This window comes from Terrabacter sp. 2RAF25 (assembly GCF_052115265.1).
Classification (GTDB): Bacteria; Actinomycetota; Actinomycetes; order Actinomycetales; family Dermatophilaceae; genus Terrabacter.
In genome coordinates this window covers 170,635-191,964 of sequence record NZ_JBFRGJ010000004.1, presented here as the reverse complement: position 1 = coordinate 191,964, position 21,330 = coordinate 170,635, and the positions used below count along the sequence as shown (strand labels likewise).

The window sequence follows — 21,330 nt, the reverse complement described above, 5'->3', positions numbered from 1 at the left end:
AGACCCGGGGGAGAGGCCCACCGGCCCGAACACCCCGAGATCCCGACGATTTGGAGTCACCACGTGGATGCGGTTCGCATCGTGCTTCAGGTCCTGCTGGTGCTGTCCAGCCTGGTCCTGACCCTGTTCATCCTGCTGCACAAGGGCAAGGGTGGCGGCCTGTCCGACATGTTCGGCGGGGGCATGTCCACGTCCCTCGGCGGCTCGTCCGTCGCGGAGCGCAACCTCGACCGCTTCACCGTGGCCGTGGCCGCCGTCTGGGCGGCATCCATCATCGGTCTGGGCCTGCTGGCCCGCTTCGCGAGCTGACAGGAGACGTAGATGGCCAGCGGTAACGCCATTCGTGGAAGCCGGGTCGGTGCCGGCCCGATGGGCGAGGCGGAGCGCGGCGACGCCGCCCCTCGCGTCCACATCTCCTACTGGTGCTCCAACGGGCACGAGACGCGTCCCAGCTTCGCCGAGGAGCCCGGAATGGTGCTCCCCGAGACCTGGGACTGCCCGCGCTGCGGCTTCCCGGCCGGGCAGGACAAGGACAACCCTCCGGCCCCGCCGAAGGTCGAGCCCTACAAGACGCACCTCGCCTACGTGAAGGAGCGCCGCAGCGACGCAGACGGCGCCGCGATCCTCGACGAGGCCCTGAGCACCCTGCGCGAGCGCGGCCTCATCCAGTGACCTGAGGGTCACCGATCGACGCACGCCGAAGGGCCCGGGAGATCCTCCCGGGCCCTTCGTCATTGCACGTCAGGAGGGTCCCGCCGCCTCAGTCTGCGGATCAGTCCGCTGATGGTGCTGTCAGGACGACCGCCAGGGCAGACTGATCCGCCGCCAGGGCGCGCATCGATCAGCCTGCGGATCAGTCCGCGGATGGTGCTGTCAGGACGACCGCCAAGGCAGACTGATCCGCCGCCAGAGCGCGCATCGATCAGCCTGCGGATCAGTCTGCGGGGGGCGGGGAGTCGGGGGAGTTGAGGTTGGCGGCGGCGGCGGTGTCGAGTAGCCAGAGGGTGGCGTCGGTGCCGCGCACCCCGGCGGCCGGCACGTCCCAGCGGTCGGCGCCGGGGGCGAGAGCTGCCGCGACCGACTCGGCCTTGTCGTCACCCGAGACGAGGAACCAGACCTCGTGGCTGCGGTCGAAGCACTCGAAGGTGAGGCTGACCCGGTCGGGCGGCGGCTTGGGGGAGTCGTGCACCGCGACCGCGATCGCGTCCTCGATGCGCTGAGCCGGGTGGTGCGGGAAGAGCGACGCGACGTGGCCGTCGGGCCCGACGCCGAAGAGCACGACGTCCCAGGCCTTCTGGCCGTGCTCGCGGATCGTCTGGGCGTATGCCGTCGCGCTGGCCTCGGCGTCCGCGGACGCCTCGGGGCCGGCCACCCGATGCACCTTGGCGGGGTCGAGCCCCAATGCCGAGAGCCCGGCCGCGTCGTTCTGGGTGTCGTTGCGGTCGGGGTCACCTGCCGGCAGGTAGCGCTCGTCGCCCCACCACACGCGTACTCGGGTCCAGTCGACCGCGGACCGGCCGGGGACCTTCGCGATCGCAGCGATGATCGCGGAGCCCATCGACCCTCCGGTCAGCGCGAGCTGTGCCTCGGGCTGGCGTGACTGTGCGTCGATGACCGCGGTGACGAGCCGCGCGGCCGCTGCGTCGGCGAGCGACTGCTTGTCGGGGTGGACGACGACGCGCGGCTCCGCGCTCACGTGCCGGCCTCGGTGGTCGCCGCCTTCGTAGCGGTCGAGGTGCGTGCGCTCGTCTTGCGCGCCGTCGTCTTGCGCGCGGTCGTCTTACGCGCCGTGGTCGTGCGAGCGGGCGACGAGCCCGTGGCCGTCGGGCCGGCGCCAGACTTCCGCGGCGTCGACGTCTTCTTCGCGGTCACCTTCGTGGCCGCCGTCCTGGTGCTGCTCGTCGATGCGGCACTCGACTTCCTGGCAGCGGCCTTGCGGGTGCCCGCCGTCCTCGCGGCGCCACCGGACGCCGCGCCCGTCTTGACCGCCTTCTTGCGGTCCTTGGCGGCCTGCTTCTCGCGCGGCGTGCGCTTGCCGGCGAGCTTGCGCACGGTGGCGGCCCGCACGTCGGCGGTCTCGGCGTGCTCGGGGGGCGCCGCGGCCGTGATCATCGCGCTCGCCTCCTGCGCCGACTCGTCGCGGCTCAGGCGTGCGGCGAGACGGCGCGACTCGGCCGGGTCAGGCGCCTTGCCGGCCTTGGCGGCGGCGGCTGCCGTGAGCCGCACCGGCTGGAGGGCGACCAAGCCGTGCAGGAGCGCGTCCTCGTAGGCGTCGTCGGGGTCGAGGCGACGCAGCTCGTCGGCCAGGCACTCCGGCAGCTCACGGCGCGGAAGGCTGATCCGACGGTCGGGCTGGCCCGACTGCGACAGGGTCGCGACCGCGTCGCCGGGGCGGACGAGGTCGATGGGCCCGCTCTTGCGCTCGAGGCGCACCGCGGCGATCCCCGACCCGCGTGGCGTCGACACGCGGTGCACCGGCACCCTGAGCCTCCGCGACAGCCACGCCGCGAGCAGGTCGGACGACGGGGAGTCGGGCGCGCCACTCACGACGGCGCCGGTGATCGGCTCGTACGGCGGCTGGTCGAGCGCTGCTGCGAGCAGGCCACGCCAGCGGGTGATGCGGGTCCACGCGAGGTCGGTGTCGCCGGGCGCGTAGGTCGCTGCGCGCTTCTTGAGCATGAGCCGGGGGTTGCGGTGCTCGGCGACGTCGGTGATGCGACGTTGGGCCATGGCGCCGATGGGGTCCTTGGCGACGTCGGAGGGGGCCTCGCCGGGCCACCAGGCGACGATGGGGGAGTCGGGCAGCAGGAGCGGCACGACGACGCTCGGGCCGTGGTTGGCCAGGGCTCCGTAGAGGCGCAGCACGACGATCTCGCTCGCCCCCGCGTCGCCGCCGAGACGGATCTGGGCATCGAGGCGGTTCTTGCCGCGGCGGTCGCCGGCGATGACCACGATGATGCGGCAGGGGTGCTGTCGGCTCGCCTGGTTGGCGACCTCGATGGCGTTCTGGGCATCGGTGTCCTCGACGACGACGACGAGGGTCAGCACCCGCCCGAGTGCGAGGGCGCCCACCTCGTTGCGCAGCCGCACCAAGGTCTTGCTGATCCCTGTGGTGCTGGTGTCGGTCAGGTCGCGGATCACGGCATCCTCCACGTGCGTCTGTCGCGTTCGAGCATCCGGTCGGCCGATGGCGGTCCCCACGTCCCCGCGGGGTACTGCTCCGGCTTGCCGCCCTTGGCCCAGTGGCGCATGAGCGGGTCGAGAATGCGCCAGGACGACTCGACCTCCTCGTGCCGGGGGAAGAGCGGCGGGTCCCCGAGGAGCACGTCGAGGATGAGGCGTTCGTACGCCTCGGGCGACGCCTCCGTGAACGACGAGCCGTAGCCGAAGTCCATCGTCACGTCACGCACCTCCATCTGCGCGCCGGGCACCTTGGAGCCGAAGCGCAGCGTGACGCCCTCGTCGGGCTGCACGCGGATGACGATGGCGTTCTGGCCGAGCTCCTCCGTGGCGGTGTGCTCGAACGGCAGGTGCGGCGCCCGTTTGAACACGACGGCGATCTCGGTGACCCGCTTGCCCAGGCGCTTGCCGGTGCGCAGGTAGAACGGCACGCCCGCCCAGCGTCGGGTGTCGACCTCGAGCGTCACCGCGGCGAAGGTCTCGGTCACCGACTTGGGGTCGACGCCGTCCTCCTCGAGATAGCCGACGACCTCCTCGGCGCCCTGCCAGCCACGGGCGTACTGCCCGCGCGCAGCGCCCTTGTCGAGGTCGGCCGGCAGGCGAACGGCCGAGAGCACCTTCTCCTTCTCGGCACGAAGGTCCTTGGCGTCGAAGGAGACCGGCTCCTCCATGGCCGTCAGCGCGAGCAGCTGGATCAGGTGGTTCTGGATGACGTCACGGGCCGCGCCGATGCCGTCGTAGTAGCCGGCGCGGCCCGCGATGCCGATGTCCTCGGCCATCGTGATCTGCACGTGGTCGACGTAGTTGGCGTTCCACACCGGCTCGAAGAGCTGGTTGGCGAAGCGCAGGGCCAACAGGTTCTGGACCGTCTCCTTGCCGAGGTAGTGGTCGATGCGGAAGACCGAGTCGGGCGTGAAGACGCCCTCGACGATCTCGTTGAGCTCCTGGGCGCTCTTGAGGTCGTGGCCGAACGGCTTCTCGATGATGACGCGTCGCCAGCTGTCGCCCTCGGCCCGCGTCAGTCCGCAGCGCTCGAGCTGCTCGCAGACCGTCGCGAAGAAGCCCGGCGGGATGGAGAGGTAGAACGCGTGGTTGCCGCCGGTGCCGCGGTCGCGATCGAGCTCCTCGACGGTCTTGGCGAGCAGGTCGAACGCCGCCGGGTCGTCGAAGGTGCCTGGCACGAAACGGAATCCCTCGGAGAGGTTGCGCCAGACGTCCTCGCTGAACGGCGTGCGCGCGTGCTGCTTCACCGCGTCGTGGACGACCTGCCCGAAGTCCTGGGTGGCCCAGTCTCGGCGGGCGAAGCCGACGAGCGAGAAGCCCGGCGGCAGGAGGCCGCGGTTGGCGAGGTCGTAGATCGCCGGCATGAGCTTCTTGCGGGCGAGGTCGCCGGTGACCCCGAAGAGCACGAGCCCACAGGGGCCGGCGATGCGCGGGATGCGCTTGTCCTCGGCCGTGCGAAGCGGGTTGTGTCCGTGGGCGATCCGCGCTGGACTCATCCACGACCTCCTTCTGGGGACGAGTCAGAGAGGGCCTTGCGCAGCTGAACCAGCCCTGCGTCGTGGTCGGTGAGGTGCAGCTGCAGCACCGGGCGACCGTGGTCGGCGAGCACCGCAGCGTCGCCGCCGGCCTGCGAGGCGATGAAGTCTCCGAACGTGAACTCGCGACCGGGGATCGAGAGGTCCTGCTTCGGCGTCGCCGTGACCTGCAGGTAGACGCCGACGGCCGGGCCGCCCTTGTGGAACTGGCCGGTGGAGTGCAGGAAGCGCGGGCCCCAGCCGAACGTCACCGGCCGCTCAGTGCGGCGCCCCAACGACACCCGGCACTGGGCCAGGTCTGCGTCGGCGAGCCGGTCGAGGTAGGCCATCACGGCGACGTAGCCCCGGGCCCGGTCGAGCTGCGCGAACAGGGCGTCGAGCGCCGTCGCAACCGTCTGGGCGTCGCCGAGCCACGAGCCGTCACCGCCGAGCGCGCGGATCTCGATCGCCCCGTCGGTCGCGGCGGGCGCCTCCGTCGAGCCGGTGCCCTGGTCGAGGAGCTCGCGCGCCGCCTTCTTGGCGCTCTCGACGTCGGGCTGGTCGAACGGGTTGATGCCGAGCAGACGGCCCGCGACGGCTGTCGCGACCTCCCACAGGAGCAGCTGGGCGCCGAGGGCGCCGCCCACGCGTACCTCGGAGGCGGCGTCGCCCGAGGGTCCGTCGTCGTCGGTGTCGGACGCGACGAGCCGGGCCACGGTGACGTCGTCGGCGGGCCACCTGACCTCGGGGTCGTCGTCACCGCCGGCGACGACGGGCAGCACGCCGGTGCCGTTCTTGCCCGTGGACTCGGCGATGAGCTGCTCTGCCCAGTCGGCGAACCCGACGATGCCCGAGCCGTCGTCGACGAGCACGAGCTTGTCGCGCAGTGGGGCGGTGCCCCCCATCGCGGCGCCGAGGCGAAGCCCGGGGTTGGCGTCGTCGTCAGCGGCGAGCAGGTCGGCGACCGACTCGGCCTCGTCGAGGAGGGCCTCGACGTCGACGCCGGCGAGCCCGCTGGGCACGAGGCCGAAGGCCGTGAGCGCCGAGTAGCGCCCCCCGACGTTCGGGTCGGCGTTGACGACGCGGTAACCCTTCTCGCGTGACTCCTTGTCGAGCGGGCTGCCCGGGTCGGTGACGATGACGATGCGCGACGCGGGGTCGATGCCGGCGTCGCTGAACGCCCCTTCGTACGCGCGTCGCTGCGAGTCCGTCTCGACCGTGGAGCCCGACTTGCTCGACACCACGACGACGGTGCGCTCGAGATCGTCACCCAGCGCACGGCGTACGTAGTCGGGGTCGGACGAGTCGAGGATGACGATGGGCTTGCCCGCGGTGGCGCAGATGACCTCGGGCGCGAGCGACGACCCACCCATGCCGCAGAGCACGACGTGGTCGAGACCCTGCTCGGCGAACGAGTCGCGCAGGGCGGCGATCTCTCCGACGAGCGGCCGGGACGAGCGCGGTAGCCCGACCCAGGAGAGGCGGATCCGTGACTCGGACTCGGCGTCGGGGCCCCACAGGGTCGCGTCCTGGGCGAAGAGCTTGCTCGCGACGGCGTCCTCGACGAGGGTCGGCACGTGCTGCCCGATCGCGTCCGCCGCTGCACCTGACGCGCTGACGGACAGTGAGCTCATGCGCTCACCTTCTCCATCTCCGCCGTGACGCCGTCGAGCAGCTCGCCCCACGCCTTCTCGAACTTGTCGACCCCCTCGACCTCGAGCAGGTCGACGACCTCGTTGTAGGAGACTCCGACTCCCTCGAGGTCGTCGAGCACCTTGGACGCCTCGGCGTAGCCGCCGGTGATCGTGTCGCCGGTGACCTTCCCGTGGTCGGCCGTGGCCTCGAGCGTCTTCTCCGGCATCGTGTTGACGATGCCCGGGGCGACCAGCTCGGTGACGTAGAGCGTGTCGGGGTAGGCCGGGTCCTTGACGCCGGTGGAGGCCCACAGCGGACGCTGGGGGTTGGCACCGGCATCGGCCAGCGACGTCCAGCGCGGCGTCGAGAACACCTCCTCGTAGGCCTGGTAGGCCAGGCGCGCGTTGGCGACGCCGGCCTTGCCCTTGAGCGCCACGGCCTCGTCGGTGCCGATGGCGTCGAGGCGCTTGTCGATCTCGGTGTCTACCCGGGAGACGAAGAACGAGGCGACGGAGTGGATCTTCGACAGGTCGTGGCCGTTCGCCTGTGCCTTCTCGAGCCCCTCGAGGTAGGCGTTCATGACGGCTCGGTAGCGCTCGAGCGAGAAGATCAGGGTCACGTTGACGCTGATGCCCTCGGCGATCGTCGCCGTGATGGCCGGCAGCCCCGCCTTGGTCGCGGGGATCTTGATGAGGACGTTCGGGCGGTCGACGGCGGCATACATCTGCTTGGCCTGCTCGACCGTCTTGTCGGTGTCGTGCGCGAGTCGGGGGTCGACCTCGATGGACGCTCGGCCGTCGACGCCCTTGCTCGACTCGTAGATCGGCAGGAACAGGTCGCAGGCCTCGCGCACGTCGGCGGTGGTCAGCTCGAAGACGACGTGCTCGACGTCGTTGCCATCCTTGGTGAGTTTGGCGAGGTCGTCGTTGTAGCGGTCGCCCTTGGACATGGCCGCCTGGAAGATCGACGGGTTCGAGGTGAGACCGACGACGTTGCGCTCCTCGATGAGGTCGGAGATCTTGCCGGTCTCGAGGAGGTCGCGCGACAGGTCGTCGAGCCAGATCGAGACTCCGGCGTCGGATAGGGCCTTGGTGTTCGGGTTGGTCATGTTCACTTCCCCTTGCTGGTGGCGGAGGCTGCAGCCTTCTTCGCTGCCGGGGTGCCGAGCTCGGCACCCATGACATCGGTGGCGGCGCTCTGGGCGGCGCGGGCCGGGTTGGTCTCGGTGACACCGGGGGCCAACGACGCGGCGGCCTTCGCGGCCTTGACGGAGTCCTTGGCCGCCTTGACGACGGCTTCGGCGGTGATGCCGAACTCGCGGTAGAGCGTCTGGAAGTCGGCGGAGGCGCCGAAGTGCTCGATGCTGACGACGCGGCCGGCATCGCCGACGATGTCGTGCCAGCCCATCGAGACACCGGCCTCGACGCTGACGCGGGCGCGCACGGACGGCGGCAGCACCTTGTCCTGGTAGGAGCGGGGCTGCTTCTCGAACCACTCGCGGCACGGCATCGACACGACACGCGTCGAGATCTTCGACTTCTCGAGCTTCTCGGCGGCCTGCACGGCGAGCTGCACCTCGGAGCCGGTGGCGACGAGGACGACGTCGGGATCGCCGGCGCCGGACTCCTCGACGAGCACGTAGGCGCCCTTGGCGACACCGCTCACCTTGCCGTAGGTCGAGCGGTCCCAGGTGGGCACCGGCTGACGCGTCAGGCACATGGCGGCCGGACCGTCGGTGCGGGTGAGGATCTGGGCCCACGCCGCAGCGGTCTCGTTGGCGTCCGCAGGGCGCACGACGTCGAGGCCGGGGATGGCCCGCAGGGCGGCGAGGTGCTCGATCGGCTGGTGCGTCGGGCCGTCCTCGCCGAGACCGATCGAGTCGTGGGTCCACACGTAGGTGACGGGCGCCTGCTGGATCGAGGCGAGACGCACGGCGGGGCGCATGTAGTCGGAGAAGACGAGGAACGTGCCGCCGTACGGGCGGGTCAGGCCCTCGAGCGCGATCCCGTTGAGGATCATGCCCATCCCGTTCTCGCGGATGCCGAAGTGCAGGGTGCGGCCGTAGGGGCCGCCCTTCCACTCGCGGGTCTGCTTGCCGCTGGGGATGAACGACGGCTCACCCTCCATCGTGGTGTTGTTCGACTCGGCGAGGTCGGCCGACCCGCCCCAGAGCTCGGGCATGACCTCGGCGAGGGCGCTGAGCACCTTGCCGGACGCGGCGCGGGTGGCGATGCCCTTGGCGTCGGCCGGGAAGGTCGGCAGGGCCCTGGCGAGGCCGGCGGGTGCCTTGCCGGAGACGACGCGGTCGAGCAGTGCGGCACGGTCGGGGTTGGCCTTGCGCCACGCCTTGTACGCCTTGTCCCACTCGCGGTGGGCGGCCTTGCCACGCTTGACGACGTCGCGGGCGTGCTTGAGCACGGCGGGCTCGACGGCGAAGGACTTCTTCGGGTCGAAGCCGAGCAGCTCCTTGGTGGCGCCGATCTCGGCGTCGCCGAGGGCGGAGCCGTGGGACTTGCCGGTGTTCTGCTTCGTCGGGGCGGGCCACGCGATGATCGTGTGGAGCACGACGAGGGTCGGCTTGTTGCTCACCTTCTCGCCGCTCCTGATGGCGGCCAGGAGGGCGTCGACGTCCTCGACGTAGGTGGCGCCGTCGGCGTCCTTGCGCCAGTCGACCTCGACGACGTGCCAGCCGTAGGCCTCGAACCGGGCGCCGACGTCCTCGCTGAACGCGATGTCGGTGTCGTCCTCGATGGAGATCTGGTTGGCGTCGTAGACGACCGTCAGGTTGCCGAGCTCCTGGTGGCCGGCCAGCGCGCACGCCTCGTGCGAGACGCCCTCCTGCATGTCGCCGTCGGAGGCGATGACGTAGATGTTGTGGTCGAACGGGCTGGTGCCGGCCTTCGCGTCGGGGTCGAAGAGCCCGCGCTGGCGACGCTGTGCCATGGCCATGCCCACCGCCGACGCGAGGCCCGAGCCCAGCGGACCCGTGGTGATCTCGACACCGGGCGTGTGGTGGACCTCGGGGTGGCCCGGCGTCAGGGATCCCCACGTGCGCAGCGACTTCAGGTCGTCGAGCGAGAGGCCGTAGCCGGAGAGGTAGAGCTGGACGTACTGCGTGAGGCTCGAGTGCCCGCACGAGAGCACGAAGCGGTCGCGGCCGAGCCAGCTGGGGTCGGACGGGTCGTGCGTCATGACGTTCTGGTAGAGCAGGTACGCGAGCGGCGCGAGCGACATGGCCGTGCCGGGGTGGCCGTTGCCGACCTTCTGCACGGCGTCTGCTGCCAGCAGACGGGTCGTGTCGACGGCGCGGACATCGAGGTCGCTCCACCCGGCCTTCTTCGCGACGGGCATCGGGAGACCCGGGTCACGCTGTGCCAGCACGCCCTTCGTCTTCGTCGTCCGCGTGCTGCTGGATGGGGTGGGCTTCTTCGCCTTGGTGGTGGCGGTGCTGGACGCAGCGGTGGGCACGGAACGGGTCTCCTTCGGAAAACGTGGATCGCGTACGGTCCCGAGCCTAGTCCGTGCGTTGTGAGCGACGACACCTCGCCCGAGGGGCGGTACCGGCGTGCCGCCGGACGGTGGAGGATGCGCGTCGGCTGGGGACCGGCGCGTGTCGACCGGCTCTGGCGACGGTCTAGACTTGCGACGCAATGCTCACGTACCCAACGGGTCGGAGCGACGTACCAGCGGTGAGGATCTCAGTGACAACGGTGGACCCCCGCGCCGACCTGTCGGCGCTGCACGGTCCGGACGGCAGTGGGCTGAAGTTCCTCCTGGGACAGTACGTCTCGCTGATGAAGCCGCGGATCATCGAGCTGCTCCTCATCACGACCATCCCCGTGATGTTCCTTGCCGAGCAGGGCGTGCCCGACCTCTGGCTGGTCGTCGCCACCGTCGTGGGTGGCACGCTCTCGGCCGGCGCGGCCAACACCCTCAACTGCTACATCGACCGCGACATCGACGCGGTGATGCACCGCACGAGCCGACGGCCCCTGGTGACCGGCACGATCAGCCCGCGGGGTGCCCTCGTGTTCGGCGCGGCCCTCGCGGTGGCGTCGACGCTGTGGCTCGGGCTGCTCGTCAACTGGCTCAGCGCGTGGCTCGCGCTCGGTGCGCTCCTCTTCTACGTGTTCGGCTACACGCTGCTGCTCAAGCGGCGCACGGCTCAGAACATCGTCTGGGGCGGTGCCGCAGGTTGCATGCCGGTGCTCATCGGGTGGTCGGCGGTCACCGACTCGCTCAGCTGGTCGGCGTTCATCCTCTTCATGGTGATCTTCTTCTGGACGCCGCCGCACTACTGGCCGTTGTCCATGCGCTACAAGGACGACTACACCGCCGCGCACGTGCCGATGCTGCCCGTCGTCGAGCGTTTCGTCGTCGTGGCCAAGCAGGTCGTGGCCTACTCGTGGGCGATGGTCCTGACGTCGCTCGCCCTCATCCCCGTCCAGCAGGTCGGCTGGGTGTATGCCGTCGCAGCCGTCGTCTCGGGCGTGCTGTTCCTGGGTGAGGCGCACCGCCTGCTGTCGCGGGCTCGCGCCGGCGCCGCCGAGGACGTGCTCAAGCCGATGCGCCTCTTCCACTTCTCCATCACGTACCTGACGATCCTGTTCGTCGGCGTGGCCCTCGACCCCATCTGGCACCTGCCGCTCCCGTTCTTCTCCTGAGCCCGGCGGCCCCTCAGCAATCGAGAGAACACTTCGTCAGGTGACGGAGTGTTCTCTCGATTGGGGAGGGGTCAGCCGACGGGGGAGCCGCCCTCGAGGTAGAGGGTGCCCCCGGTGTGGCCGTCGAGCACGCTGAGCAGGCGCTCGTTGTAGGGCGCCACGCGCCCGGCCCAGTCGCCCGGTGACGTCCAGTGCACGGCGCGGATCTCTCGAGTCTGCAGGTGGGCCCCCTCGACGACCGAGGGGTCGACGGTGCCGAGGTCGAAGACGAACACGGTCGCGTCGGTCCAGCCGTGCAGCGCGGGGAGCCAGTTGACGGCAAGGAGCGGCCCGGCCCGCACGACGAGGTCGAGCTCCTCGCGGATCTCACGCACGACGCAGGCCGCCGGTGACTCGTGCCGGTCGACGACGCCGCCGGGTAGGTCCCACTCGCCCTTGTAGGCGAGCTCGCAGAGCAGCAGCTCACCGGCGGGGGAGCGCAGCATCCCCTGGGCGATGGCGCGCTTGGTCGGCAGCGTGGAGTCGAGCATCGCGGTGAAGCCGTCGCGGGTGTCGGGGTGGGCGTCCTCACGACGGCGTCCCAGCACGACGGTGTCCTGGCGTATGCCGCCGAGTGTCGCGTTGCCGCGCAGCAGCCCTTCGCGCCGCAGCCCGGCGCGCAGGGCGGTGCGCAGGGAGGCTCGGTTCTCGGGGTTGACGTGGGCCTCGACCCGTTCGAGGTCGAGCGCCTCGAACGCCCACTCCACGAGCACGCGGACCGCGCGCCAGGCGAGTCCTCGCCCGCGGTACGGCGCGTAGACGGCCCACGAGAGCACACCCACCCCGGGGTCGCTGACGCGCACGTCGACCGACCCGGCCGGTCGCCCACGCCATTCGACGAGGAAGGTCGCCTTGCGTCGCTCGGTCCACTCCACGCCGGTCTGCGCGATCCAGTCGAGGTGCTGCTGCTCGGGCGGCACGACGCCCGGGAAGTCGAACCAGCGCGCGATCTCGGCGTCGTGGAGCGTCCGGGTGGCGTCGCTGTCCTCGGGAGCCCACGGTCGGAGGACGAGGTCGCCGTCGCGCAGGGTGGGCTGGTCGGTCACTACCACAGCCTAGGCAGCAGCGGTACCGGCTGAGCGGCCGGCAGCCTCAGACCGGGTGGCGGCGCGTGGCGAGCACCCCGAACGTCAGTGAGACCACGAGGAGGCTCGCGCCGAGCATGTGCACCAGGACGAGGAGCTCGGGCAGCTTCGTGAAGTACTGGACGTAGCCGATGAGCCCCTGAGCGACCGTGACGACCAGCACCATGTCCCACGCGCGCTTCGCCTCGTCGGTGGTCGCAGTGATGCGCACCGCGACGAGAGTGGCGATGACGAGGCCGCAGAAGAGCATGACCGCGTCGGCGTGCATCCACGACACGAACCGCGGGTCGAAGCCGGTGCGTGCTGGTTTGTCGGCGTCGCCGGAGTGCGGACCCGAGCCGGTGACGATCGTGCCCAGCAGGAGCACGACGGCCCCGACGGCGCTCGTGCCCAGGGCGAGCCGCCGCGCCAGAGGGTGGACGACGAGATCGCCCGGGCCCGACACGTCGTCGCGGGCGCCGCGCACGAGCGCCGTCGACAGGGCGATCAGGACCATGGAGAGCAGGAAGTGCCCCATGACGGTCCACGGGTTGAGCCCGGTCAGCACGGTGATGCCACCGAGCACGGCCTGCGCCGGGATGCCGGCGAGCACGCCGATCGCCACGGCGTGCAGCCGTCTGCGCCGTGGCCAGGTCCTCAGCACGACGAAGAGGGACACGAGGGCGAGGACGCCGACCACGCCGGTGAGCGTGCGGTTCCCGAACTCGACGAGGTCGTGGTACGCGCTCTCGGGGGTGCGCACCGGCGTGAACGAGCCCGGCTGGCACTCGGGCCAGGTCGTGCAGCCAAGGCCGCTTCCGGTCAGCCGGACGATGCCGCCGGTGACGACGATGCCGACCTCACCGACGAGGTTGGCGAGCAGGAGCGGGCGGACCCAGCGGGCGGGAGCGGCCGGGAGGCGGCCTGCGGCACGCGCGAGACGACTCGCGCCGGGCGCCGCGTCTGCGCCCGTCAGGGTGGGGGTGGAGGACACCCCGCAAGGGTATGCCGCCGGGTCGGGAGCGCCGAATCCGGCGCTCGCCGCGGGCGGCGTGCTGCCAGGCTCAGGCGAGCCCGGTCCACACGACGGTCGAACCGGCGTGGCCCGCGACGACCACGGTCACGAGCGCCGCGACGGCCGAGAGGACGACGAGCGTGCCGATGAGCATGTCGAGCGCGTGCCCTCGGGGCGCCTCCTCCTCCGGCGGCCTCACGAACCAGAGGGCCACGAGGGTCAGCACCATGAAGACGAGGCAGAAGAGTCGGGCGCGGCTGCCCCATTCGGTGTGGGTGTTGAGCAGGTCGAAGTTCGTCGTGCTGGCCCGGGCCTGCGAGATCCTGCGCTGGAGCGCCTCACCGCTCTCGGCGGCGACGAACGCGGACCCGCGGGCGATGACGGCACCTGCGGCGGTGGGCCAGCGCAGCACCCGACGCCAGGCCGGGCGCACGACGTAGGCGACAGCGCTGAGGGCTGCCAGTGGGACGAAGACCACCACGGCGTGGATCACGAGGGCGTGCACGGGAAGACCGAGGATGATGTCGAACACGTCGCCTCCAGGCTCGTCGGGTCGTCGGACGGTCGGGTCGCCCGCGCTGCGGTCAGTCTGTCTGGTTCAGTCGTCGAAGCGGAACAGACGCGCCGCCAGGGCCGTCGACACCACTCCCCACGCGAGGACGACCGCCAGGGCGAGAAGGTTCAGGTCGCCGTCCACCAGCGCAGACCTCAGCCCGTCGGCGAGCCCGGCCGACGGCAGGAACGCAACGGCCTGCCCCACACCGCCCGGCAGTTCGCCGCGCGGCACGATGACGCCACCCACCGCTAGCAGCAGCACCCAGACGAGGTTCGCGATCGCCAGCACCGCCTCGGCCCGCAGGGTGCCCGCGAGGAGCAGGGCGAGAGCCACAAAGGCCCACGTGCCCGCGACGACGAAGAGGACGGCATACGCGATGCCGGCGGCCGCCGGGTGCCAGCCCAGCACGAGACCCAGGACGGCGATCACCGCGATCTGGACCACCTCGACGGCGAGGGTGGCGAGCACCTTGCCGGCGACGAGGCCGCCGCGGCCGAGGGGCGTGACGCCCAGGTAGCGCAGCACCGCGTAGCGCCGGTCGAAGCCGGTCGAGATGGCCTGGGCCGTGAACGCGGCCGAGATGACGCAGAGCGCGATGACCCCAGCGGTGGCGACGTCGACGCGTCGGCCCGGCCCGAGCGACGGTGAGGACGTGAGGCTCAGCCCGACGAGCGCGAGCGAGGGGAGCACGAGCGAGACGAGCAGCTGCTCGCCGTTGCGCAGCAGGCTGCCGAGCTCGAAGGCCGCCTGGGCCATCACCCTGCGCCGGGGAGAGGCTGCACGAGCGGGTGTCGTGGTGGCGTCGGTGGTCACGCGGCTCCCTTGCGGGTCAGGCTGAAGTAGACGTCCTCGAGCGGGCGGCCGCCCGTCACGGACTCGGGTGTGCCCTCGGCGACCGTGCGGCCGGCGTTCATGATGACGAGGTGGTCGGCGAGCCGCGCCGCCTCCTCGAAGGAGTGCGTGGTGACCACGACCGTGGTGCCGCTGTCGCGCTGCTCGGCGACGAGGTCCCACACGTCGAGCCGCCCGTGCGGGTCGAGGCCCGCGGCGGGCTCGTCGAGGAAGAGCACCTCAGGGCGGCCGAGGAGCGATGCGGCAAGGGCCAGCCGCTGTTTCTGGCCGCCGGAGAGCCGGCGCACCGTCGTGGATGCGAAGTCGGTGACGCCGAGCCGCTGTGCGACCTCGTCGACGTCGACGGGGTCGGCATAGAGCCGGGCGAGGTGGTGCAGCAGGCGAAGGGGCTTCGTGCCGTTGGGCAGGCCGCCGGACTGGAGCATGACGCCCACCCGGGCCCGGTGGTCGGCGCCGGCCAGCCACGGGTCGGTGCCGAGCACCCGGACCGTGCCCCGGTCGGGTCGGCCGAGGCCGACCGCACACTCGATGGCCGTGGTCTTGCCGGCTCCGTTGGGTCCGAGCACCGCCGTGATGCGTCCGGAGGGGGCGCTCCAGATCAGGCCGTCGAGCGCCGTGACCCGACCGAAGGCGCGGTGCAGGCCGGACAGTGTCACCGCGTCGGTCATGGCCCATGAGTCTAGGCTCGGAGCCGACGCCCCCCGTACCCGCCTCGCCCCTGACGGAGACCCCACCCGTGAAGATCGACCCAGCCGCCAGACCCTTCACCCTGATGGCTGCCGTGCCGACCGTGATCGCCGCGATGGCCCGGCGGCCTCGCACGACAGCCGCCCTCGGCCTGCTCACCGCGGGCGTGACGCTCTTCTTCCGCGACCCCGACCGCACCCCCGACCACGCGCCGGTGGCCGACCCCGACGTCATCCTGGCCCCCGCAGACGGCATCGTGATGCACGTCGGCGAGCCGCAGCCGGGCATCGCCCCGCCCGGGCAGTGGCAGCAGGTCAGCATCTTCCTGTCGCTGCTCGACGTGCACATGAACCGCTCGCCCTACGGCGGCCGCGTCATCGACGTCACCCACACGCCCGGGCGCTTCCTGGCGGCATACCGCGCCGAGAGCGCGACGAAGAACGAGCGCAGCGAGATCATCGTCGAGCGCGTCGTCGCGGGCCGGCCGCGCCGCATCATCTACCGCCAGCTCGTCGGGCAGCTCGCCCGGCGCATCGTCACCCGCATCCAGCCGGGCGACGACGTCGCGACGGGGGAGCGGATGGGCCTGATGAAGTTCGGTTCGCGCATGGACGTCTTCGTGCCGCCGGAGGTGCAGCTCGAGGTCTCCAAGGGCAAGCGCGCCATCGGCGGCGAGACGGTGCTCGGGCGGTTCCCGGCCGCGGACCTGTCGTGAACGGCGACCCCACCGGCGACGCGGCGGCGCTCTCGGACGGCGGCGAACGCCCCCGCCGCCGTGACCGGGTGACCCGGCGCATCCGCCTGGTCTCCGCCACCGGGGCGCGGGTCATCCCGCTCGACCGGCTCAACCCGCGCGTCCGCGCGCGAGCCACCCTGCCCAGCCTGTTCACCCTGGGCAACATGCTCTGCGGGTTCTCGGCCGTGCTGCTGTCGTTCCAGGGCCACTTCCGTGCCGCGGCCGTCCTCGTCGGCATCTCCATCGTGCTCGACATCTGCGACGGTGCCGTGGCCCGCGCCGTCGGGGCCATCACGCCGTTCGGGCTGCAGTTCGACTCGCTCGCCGACCTCATCTCGTTCGGCATCGCACCGGCCGTGCTCGTCTACACCTGGGCGCTGCCTGCGCACCCGGTGTGGGCCTGGGCCGGCGCGATGTTCTGGCTCGCGTGCGCCGCCTACCGCCTCGCGCGGTTCAACGTCACCATCGACCCGCTCGCCGACAAGCGCTACTTCGTCGGCCTCGCCAGCCCGGGCGCCGCGGGCGTCGTCATCGCCACGGTGATGGCGATCGGCGAGCCCCTCTACGACTGGGCGCCCCTGCTGCCCATCGCTGCGGGAGTCGTGCCGGCCGCCCTGATGGCCTCGTCGTTCCGCTTCCGCTCGTTCCGCGACCTGCTCTCGCCGAGGCACCTGCGCATCTCGGTGCCGCTGGCGGTCCTCATCGTCGTGGGGCTCGCCTTCGTCCCCGGCATCACCGGCATGGTCATCGCCTACGGCTACGTCCTCACCTGCCCGCTCGGCTGGCTCACCGCCCCGCTGCGTCGGCGCTGGTTCGGTGCCGGTGCCGTGGCTCCGCCTCGCACCAGGCTGCCGTCCGTGATCATGCCGCCCGACCTCGACGACGAGGACGACGGTGACGACGACTGCGACGACGAGATCGACCTCGACCACGACGAGAACGACGACAACGACGCCGAGAACGACGCCGAGAACGGCGACCAGGACAAGCGTCCACGCGGTTAGGCGCACCTAACTGGAGTGTCGTCGGCAATTACGTCACAATGGTGTTGTGTTTTTCGGAGAGCACGCACCGCGTGAGACGAAGGACGGTGACGACGGCCAGCACGTCTCGCCGCTCGAGTCCCGCACGCGCTCCCGAGTGCTGCACATGGTCTCCGCCGACGGGCCGATCACGGCCGCCGAGCTCGGTCGTCACCTCGACCTGACCCCCGCCGCCGTACGCCGACACCTCGACGCGCTCGTCGAGCAGGGAGCCGTCGTCCCCCACGAGCCCACCGGCGGCCGACGCGGTCGCGGACGCCCGGCACGCGCGTACGTCGTCTCGGAGATCGGCCACGGCTCGCTCGAGGCCGACTACGACTCGCTCGCCGTCGAGGTGCTGCGCTACCTCGAGGGCGCGGCCGGGCAGGCCGCCGTCACCGACTTCGCGCGCACGCGCGTGGCCGCCCTCGAGCAGCGGTATGCCGCCCGGCTGGCTGCGGCGGGCGACGACCCGAGTGCACGGACGACCGCCCTCGTCGAGGCGCTCAGCGAGGACGGCTTCGCGGCCACGGCGCGGCCCGTCGGCGCGGGCAGCCTGACCGGCGTGCAGCTGTGCCAGGGCCACTGCCCCGTCCAGCACGTCGCCACCGAGTTCCCCGCCTTCTGCGAGGCAGAGACCGACGCGTTCTCACGCCTGCTCGGCGTGCACGTGCAGCGGCTCGCGACCCTCGCCGGCGGCCACCACGTCTGCACCACCTTCGTCCCGACCGGTGGAATGACCGCACGACCCCGGAAGACCGAGGCGACCGGCGCTGTTGACGCCGACACGAGCGCCGACCGCCCGACGGGCACCCGCACGAGCACGACCCCCCGAACCGACACGCTCACGCACGTCAAGGAAGGTTCCTCATGACCACCCACATCGAAGAGCTGAACCCCGGCCTCAAGGGCATCGGCACCTACGAGTACGGCTGGGCCGACAGCGACGTGGCCGGCTCCACGGCGCGTCGAGGGCTCAACGAGGACGTCGTGCGCGACATCTCGGCCCGCAAGAGCGAGCCGGAGTGGATGACGAAGCTGCGCCTGAAGAGCCTCAGCCTCTTCGGCAAGAAGCCCATGCCCTCGTGGGGGTCCGACCTCACCGGCATCGACTTCCAGAACATCAAGTACTTCGTGAAGTCCACCGAGAAGCAGGCCGCCACGTGGGACGACCTGCCCGAGGACATCAAGAACACCTACGACCGTCTGGGCATCCCCGAGGCCGAGAAGCAGCGCCTCGTCTCGGGTGTCGCGGCGCAGTACGAGTCGGAGGTGGTCTACCACCAGATCCGTGAGGACCTCGAGGCCCAGGGCGTCATCTTCCTCGACACCGACACGGCCCTGAAGGAGCACGAGGACCTCTTCCGCGAGCACTTCGCGACCGTCATCCCGGCCGGCGACAACAAGTTCGCCGCGCTCAACACCGCCGTGTGGTCGGGCGGCTCGTTCATCTACGTGCCCAAGGGTGTCCACGTCGACATCCCGCTCCAGGCGTACTTCCGCATCAACACCGAGAACATGGGCCAGTTCGAGCGGACGCTGATCATCGCCGACGAGGGCTCGTACGTGCACTACGTCGAGGGTTGCACCGCCCCGATCTACAAGTCGGACTCGCTCCACTCGGCCGTCGTCGAGATCATCGTCAAGAAGAACGCCCGCGTGCGCTACACGACGATCCAGAACTGGTCCAACAACGTCTACAACCTCGTCACGAAGCGCGCGACCTGTGAGGCCGGCGCGACCATGGAGTGGGTCGACGGCAACATCGGCTCCAAGGTGACGATGAAGTACCCAGCGGTCTTCCTCATGGGGGAGCACGCCAAGGGCGAGACGCTCTCCATCGCCTTCGCCGGCGAGGGCCAGCACCAGGACACCGGCTCCAAGATGGTCCACGCGGCTCCCAACACGAAGAGCTCGATCATCAGCAAGTCGGTCGCCCGTGGTGGTGGTCGTGCGAGCTACCGCGGCCTCGTGCAGGTGCTCGAGGGCGCCTCGCACTCGGCCTCGACGGTCCGCTGCGACGCCCTGCTCGTCGACACGATCAGCCGGTCCGACACCTACCCCTACGTCGACATCCGCGAGGACGACGTCTCGATGGGCCACGAGGCCACCGTCTCGAAGGTGTCCGAGGACCAGCTCTTCTACCTCATGTCCCGCGGCATGGCCGAGGACGAGGCCATGGCGATGATCGTGCGCGGCTTCATCGAGCCGATCGCGCGCGAGCTGCCGATGGAGTACGCCCTCGAGCTCAACCGCCTCATCGAGCTGCAGATGGAAGGAGCCGTCGGCTGATGAGCCTTCTGGCTGACACGACCACCGACACCCCCGAGACCCAGCAGAGCGAGACAACGGTGCCCGACGCCGCCCCGACCGCAACCATCCCCGGCGCCAGCGCGCACACCGACTCGGCCGCGGCCTTCGTGCCCGACCAGTCGCGCGCCGAGCGCACGGCGTCCTTCGACGTCGCGGACTTCCCGCTGCCCTCGGGCCGCGAGGAGGACTGGCGCTTCACCCCCGTGAAGAAGCTCCGCGACCTGCTGGCCGAGGGTGCCGCCGGGCGGCTCGACCTCTCGACGCAGCTGCCCGAGGGTGTCACGACGTCGACCGTCTCGGCGGCCGACGCCCGGGGTCTCGGCATCCTGCCCCCGCAGGACCGCGCCGCGGTCGTGGCCGCGGCAGCCGCAGACGGCGCCCTGCTGCTCGACATCCCGGCCGAGGCTGAGCTCGACGAGCCGATCCGGCTCTCGCTCGCGGGTCAGGGCGGCGAGCCCGTCCACGGCCACCTGGTCGTGCGCGCCGGACGCTTCTCGAAGGCGACGGTCGTCGTCGAGCACACCGGCTCGGGCCGCTACTCGCAGCTCGTCTCGGTCGTGACCGGCGACGGGTCCGACCTCACCGTGGTGTCCGTCCAGCGCTGGGCCGACGACGCCCAGCACCTCGCCCAGCACGACGCGCTCGTCGGTCGCGACGCCAGCTACAAGCACGTCTCGGTGACGCTGGGCGGTGAGGTCGTGCGCGTGAACTCGAACGTGCGCTACGCCGGCCCCGGCGGCGACGCGACCCTGCTCGGCGTCTACTTCGCCGACTCGGGCCAGCACCTCGAGCACCGCTCCTACATCGACCACAACGCGGCCCACTGCAAGAGCCGCGCCACCTACAAGGGCGCGCTCCAGGGCGCCACGGCCCGCACCGTGTGGGTCGGCGACGTGCTCATCCGTGCCGAGGCCGAAGGCACCGACACCTACGAGCTCAACCGCAACCTGATCCTCACCGACGGGGCTCGCGCCGACTCGGTGCCCAACCTCGAGATCGAGACCGGCGAGATCGAGGGTGCCGGACACGCTTCTGCCACAGGCCGATTCGACGACCTTCAGCTGTTCTACCTCCAGTCGCGCGGCATCAGCGAGGACGAGGCGAAGCGCCTCGTCGTGCGCGGCTTCTTCGCTGACATCATCCGCGAGATCCCGCTCGCCGACCTGCGCGACGAGGTCACCGCGGCCATCGAGGAAGAGCTCGCGTCCACGGCATACGCGGCTCCGACGCAGCACACCCCCAGCACCACGAACAAGGAGAACTGACCCAATGAGCACGCTCGAGATCAAGGGACTGACGGTGTCGGTCGACACCGAGGACGGCCCCAAGGAGATCCTGCGCGGGGTCGACCTCACCGTGAAGTCCGGGGAGACCCACGCGATCATGGGGCCCAACGGCTCCGGCAAGTCGACCCTGGCCTACAGCATCGCCGGCCACCCGAAGTACACCGTCACCGGCGGCACCGTGACGCTCGACGGCGAGGACGTCCTCGCGATGAAGGTCGACGAGCGCGCCCGCGCCGGCCTCTTCCTCGCGATGCAGTACCCCGTCGAGGTCCCGGGTGTCACGGTCAGCAACTTCCTCCGCACGGCCAAGACGGCCATCGACGGCGAGGCGCCCAAGCTGCGCACGTGGGTCAAGGACGTCAAGGAGGCCATGGGCAACCTGCGCATGGACCCCGTGTTCGCCGAGCGCAACGTCAACGAGGGCTTCTCCGGCGGCGAGAAGAAGCGCCACGAGATCCTCCAGATGGAGCTGCTCAAGCCCAAGGTGGCCGTGCTCGACGAGACCGACTCAGGCCTCGACGTCGACGCGCTGAAGATCGTGTCCGAGGGCGTCAACCGCGCCAAGGACGCCAGCGACCTCGGGGTCCTGCTCATCACGCACTACACGCGCATCCTGCGCTACATCAAGCCCGACTTCGTGCACGTCTTCGTCGACGGCAAGATCGTCGAGGAGGGTGGCCCCGAGCTCGCCGACCGCCTCGAGGACGAGGGCTACGACCGCTACCTCGCTGCCGCGCCGGCCGCCGGCGTGGAGGCCTGAGCCG

Annotated in this window: 20 protein-coding genes; 9 read left to right on the top strand and 11 right to left on the bottom strand. The window is 71.0% G+C overall.

Going from position 1 to position 21,330, the window contains the following annotated elements:
* Positions 1 to 63 precede the first annotated feature (63 nt).
* Together secG and AB4091_RS12755 are read left to right on the top strand one after the other, a co-directional pair.
* A complete protein-coding gene (gene secG / locus AB4091_RS12760; protein WP_045192358.1) occupies positions 64 to 309 on the top strand; it encodes a preprotein translocase subunit SecG in 246 nt (81 codons plus the stop codon).
* 12 nt (positions 310 to 321) lie between these two features.
* Positions 322 to 672, top strand: coding sequence for an RNA polymerase-binding protein RbpA (locus tag AB4091_RS12755; RefSeq protein ID WP_081633871.1), 351 nt, complete (start codon positions 322 to 324; stop codon positions 670 to 672).
* Positions 673 to 934: 262 nt separating this feature from the next.
* On the opposite strand, the gene pgl is transcribed toward AB4091_RS12755, so the two are convergent.
* The 6 genes from pgl to tkt are packed head-to-tail and all read right to left on the bottom strand — an operon-like array spanning position 935 to position 9,800.
* Positions 935 to 1,696, bottom strand: coding sequence for a 6-phosphogluconolactonase (pgl, locus tag AB4091_RS12750; protein ID WP_442292118.1), 762 nt, complete (start codon positions 1,694 to 1,696; stop codon positions 935 to 937).
* On the bottom strand, positions 1,693 to 3,141 hold the full coding sequence (locus tag AB4091_RS12745; RefSeq protein ID WP_442292117.1) for a glucose-6-phosphate dehydrogenase assembly protein OpcA: 1,449 nt from the start codon (positions 3,139 to 3,141) through the stop codon (positions 1,693 to 1,695). The genes pgl and AB4091_RS12745 overlap by 4 nt, the downstream gene beginning before the upstream one ends.
* Positions 3,138 to 4,679 (bottom strand): glucose-6-phosphate dehydrogenase, encoded by a 1,542-nt coding sequence (gene zwf / locus AB4091_RS12740; RefSeq protein WP_442292116.1) that lies wholly within the window; start codon positions 4,677 to 4,679, stop codon positions 3,138 to 3,140. The genes AB4091_RS12745 and zwf overlap by 4 nt, the downstream gene beginning before the upstream one ends.
* A complete protein-coding gene (locus AB4091_RS12735; protein WP_442292115.1) occupies positions 4,676 to 6,331 on the bottom strand; it encodes a glucose-6-phosphate isomerase in 1,656 nt (551 codons plus the stop codon). Before AB4091_RS12735 ends, zwf begins: the two co-directional genes overlap by 4 nt.
* Positions 6,328 to 7,440 carry a transaldolase gene (gene tal, locus AB4091_RS12730; RefSeq protein WP_442292114.1) on the bottom strand — a complete coding sequence of 371 codons (1,113 nt, stop codon included), beginning with the start codon at positions 7,438 to 7,440 and terminating at the stop codon, positions 6,328 to 6,330. Before tal ends, AB4091_RS12735 begins: the two co-directional genes overlap by 4 nt.
* 2 nt (positions 7,441 to 7,442) lie before the next feature.
* A complete protein-coding gene (gene tkt, locus AB4091_RS12725; RefSeq protein ID WP_442292113.1) occupies positions 7,443 to 9,800 on the bottom strand; it encodes a transketolase in 2,358 nt (785 codons plus the stop codon).
* A 221-nt stretch (positions 9,801 to 10,021) separates the two neighbouring features.
* Here tkt and AB4091_RS12720 point away from each other — a divergent pair, with 221 nt between their 5' ends.
* Positions 10,022 to 10,996, top strand: coding sequence for a heme o synthase (locus AB4091_RS12720; protein WP_442292112.1), 975 nt, complete (start codon positions 10,022 to 10,024; stop codon positions 10,994 to 10,996).
* A 71-nt stretch (positions 10,997 to 11,067) separates the two neighbouring features.
* Here AB4091_RS12720 and AB4091_RS12715 read toward each other — a convergent pair whose 3' ends face one another.
* From AB4091_RS12715 to AB4091_RS12695, 5 genes are all read right to left on the bottom strand, one after another.
* Positions 11,068 to 12,081: an NUDIX hydrolase gene (locus AB4091_RS12715; RefSeq protein WP_442292111.1), complete on the bottom strand. Its 1,014-nt coding sequence runs from the start codon at positions 12,079 to 12,081 to the stop codon at positions 11,068 to 11,070.
* 46 nt (positions 12,082 to 12,127) lie between these two features.
* Positions 12,128 to 13,093, bottom strand: coding sequence for a COX15/CtaA family protein (locus tag AB4091_RS12710; protein ID WP_442292110.1), 966 nt, complete (start codon positions 13,091 to 13,093; stop codon positions 12,128 to 12,130).
* Positions 13,094 to 13,163: 70 nt separating this feature from the next.
* Positions 13,164 to 13,646 carry a DUF2231 domain-containing protein gene (locus AB4091_RS12705; protein ID WP_442292109.1) on the bottom strand — a complete coding sequence of 161 codons (483 nt, stop codon included), beginning with the start codon at positions 13,644 to 13,646 and terminating at the stop codon, positions 13,164 to 13,166.
* A 66-nt stretch (positions 13,647 to 13,712) separates the two neighbouring features.
* Positions 13,713 to 14,483, bottom strand: coding sequence for an ABC transporter permease (locus tag AB4091_RS12700; protein ID WP_442292108.1), 771 nt, complete (start codon positions 14,481 to 14,483; stop codon positions 13,713 to 13,715).
* Positions 14,480 to 15,190 carry an ABC transporter ATP-binding protein gene (locus AB4091_RS12695; protein ID WP_442292107.1) on the bottom strand — a complete coding sequence of 237 codons (711 nt, stop codon included), beginning with the start codon at positions 15,188 to 15,190 and terminating at the stop codon, positions 14,480 to 14,482. Before AB4091_RS12695 ends, AB4091_RS12700 begins: the two co-directional genes overlap by 4 nt.
* Before the next feature lie 68 nt (positions 15,191 to 15,258).
* Between AB4091_RS12695 and AB4091_RS12690 the strand changes: the two genes are divergently transcribed.
* Genes AB4091_RS12690 through sufC form a run of 6 tightly spaced genes read left to right on the top strand, consistent with a single transcriptional unit; the run spans position 15,259 to position 21,326 of the window.
* The gene (locus tag AB4091_RS12690) at positions 15,259 to 15,924 is read left to right on the top strand and encodes a phosphatidylserine decarboxylase (protein ID WP_442292106.1); all 666 of its coding nucleotides are present in this window, start codon (positions 15,259 to 15,261) and stop codon (positions 15,922 to 15,924) included.
* Complete coding sequence (locus tag AB4091_RS12685) at positions 15,921 to 16,949, top strand: CDP-alcohol phosphatidyltransferase family protein (RefSeq protein ID WP_442292105.1); 1,029 nt, start codon at positions 15,921 to 15,923, stop codon at positions 16,947 to 16,949. Before AB4091_RS12690 ends, AB4091_RS12685 begins: the two co-directional genes overlap by 4 nt.
* Positions 16,950 to 16,995: 46 nt before the next feature.
* Positions 16,996 to 17,841, top strand: a complete 846-nt coding sequence (locus AB4091_RS12680) for a helix-turn-helix transcriptional regulator (RefSeq protein ID WP_442292104.1) — start codon at positions 16,996 to 16,998, stop codon at positions 17,839 to 17,841.
* Positions 17,838 to 19,259 (top strand): Fe-S cluster assembly protein SufB, encoded by a 1,422-nt coding sequence (gene sufB, locus AB4091_RS12675; RefSeq protein ID WP_020144124.1) that lies wholly within the window; start codon positions 17,838 to 17,840, stop codon positions 19,257 to 19,259. The genes AB4091_RS12680 and sufB overlap by 4 nt, the downstream gene beginning before the upstream one ends.
* Positions 19,259 to 20,545, top strand: a complete 1,287-nt coding sequence (gene sufD / locus AB4091_RS12670) for a Fe-S cluster assembly protein SufD (RefSeq protein WP_442292103.1) — start codon at positions 19,259 to 19,261, stop codon at positions 20,543 to 20,545. The genes sufB and sufD overlap by 1 nt, the downstream gene beginning before the upstream one ends.
* A gap of 4 nt (positions 20,546 to 20,549) precedes the next feature.
* Entirely contained in the window at positions 20,550 to 21,326 is a 777-nt protein-coding gene (sufC, locus tag AB4091_RS12665; protein ID WP_442292102.1) for a Fe-S cluster assembly ATPase SufC, read from the top strand.
* Positions 21,327 to 21,330: the final 4 nt, after the last annotated feature.

Coding starts and splice junctions, on each gene's coding strand:
- AB4091_RS12755 (WP_081633871.1), top strand. CDS start 322: ATGGCCAGCGGTAACGCCATTCGTGGAAGCCGGGTCGGTGCCGGCCCG.
- zwf (WP_442292116.1), bottom strand. CDS start 4,679: ATGAGTCCAGCGCGGATCGCCCACGGACACAACCCGCTTCGCACGGCC.
- AB4091_RS12735 (WP_442292115.1), bottom strand. CDS start 6,331: ATGAGCTCACTGTCCGTCAGCGCGTCAGGTGCAGCGGCGGACGCGATC.
- tal (WP_442292114.1), bottom strand. CDS start 7,440: ATGACCAACCCGAACACCAAGGCCCTATCCGACGCCGGAGTCTCGATC.
- AB4091_RS12695 (WP_442292107.1), bottom strand. CDS start 15,190: ATGACCGACGCGGTGACACTGTCCGGCCTGCACCGCGCCTTCGGTCGG.
- sufB (WP_020144124.1), top strand. CDS start 17,838: ATGACCACCCACATCGAAGAGCTGAACCCCGGCCTCAAGGGCATCGGC.
- sufD (WP_442292103.1), top strand. CDS start 19,259: ATGAGCCTTCTGGCTGACACGACCACCGACACCCCCGAGACCCAGCAG.
- sufC (WP_442292102.1), top strand. CDS start 20,550: ATGAGCACGCTCGAGATCAAGGGACTGACGGTGTCGGTCGACACCGAG.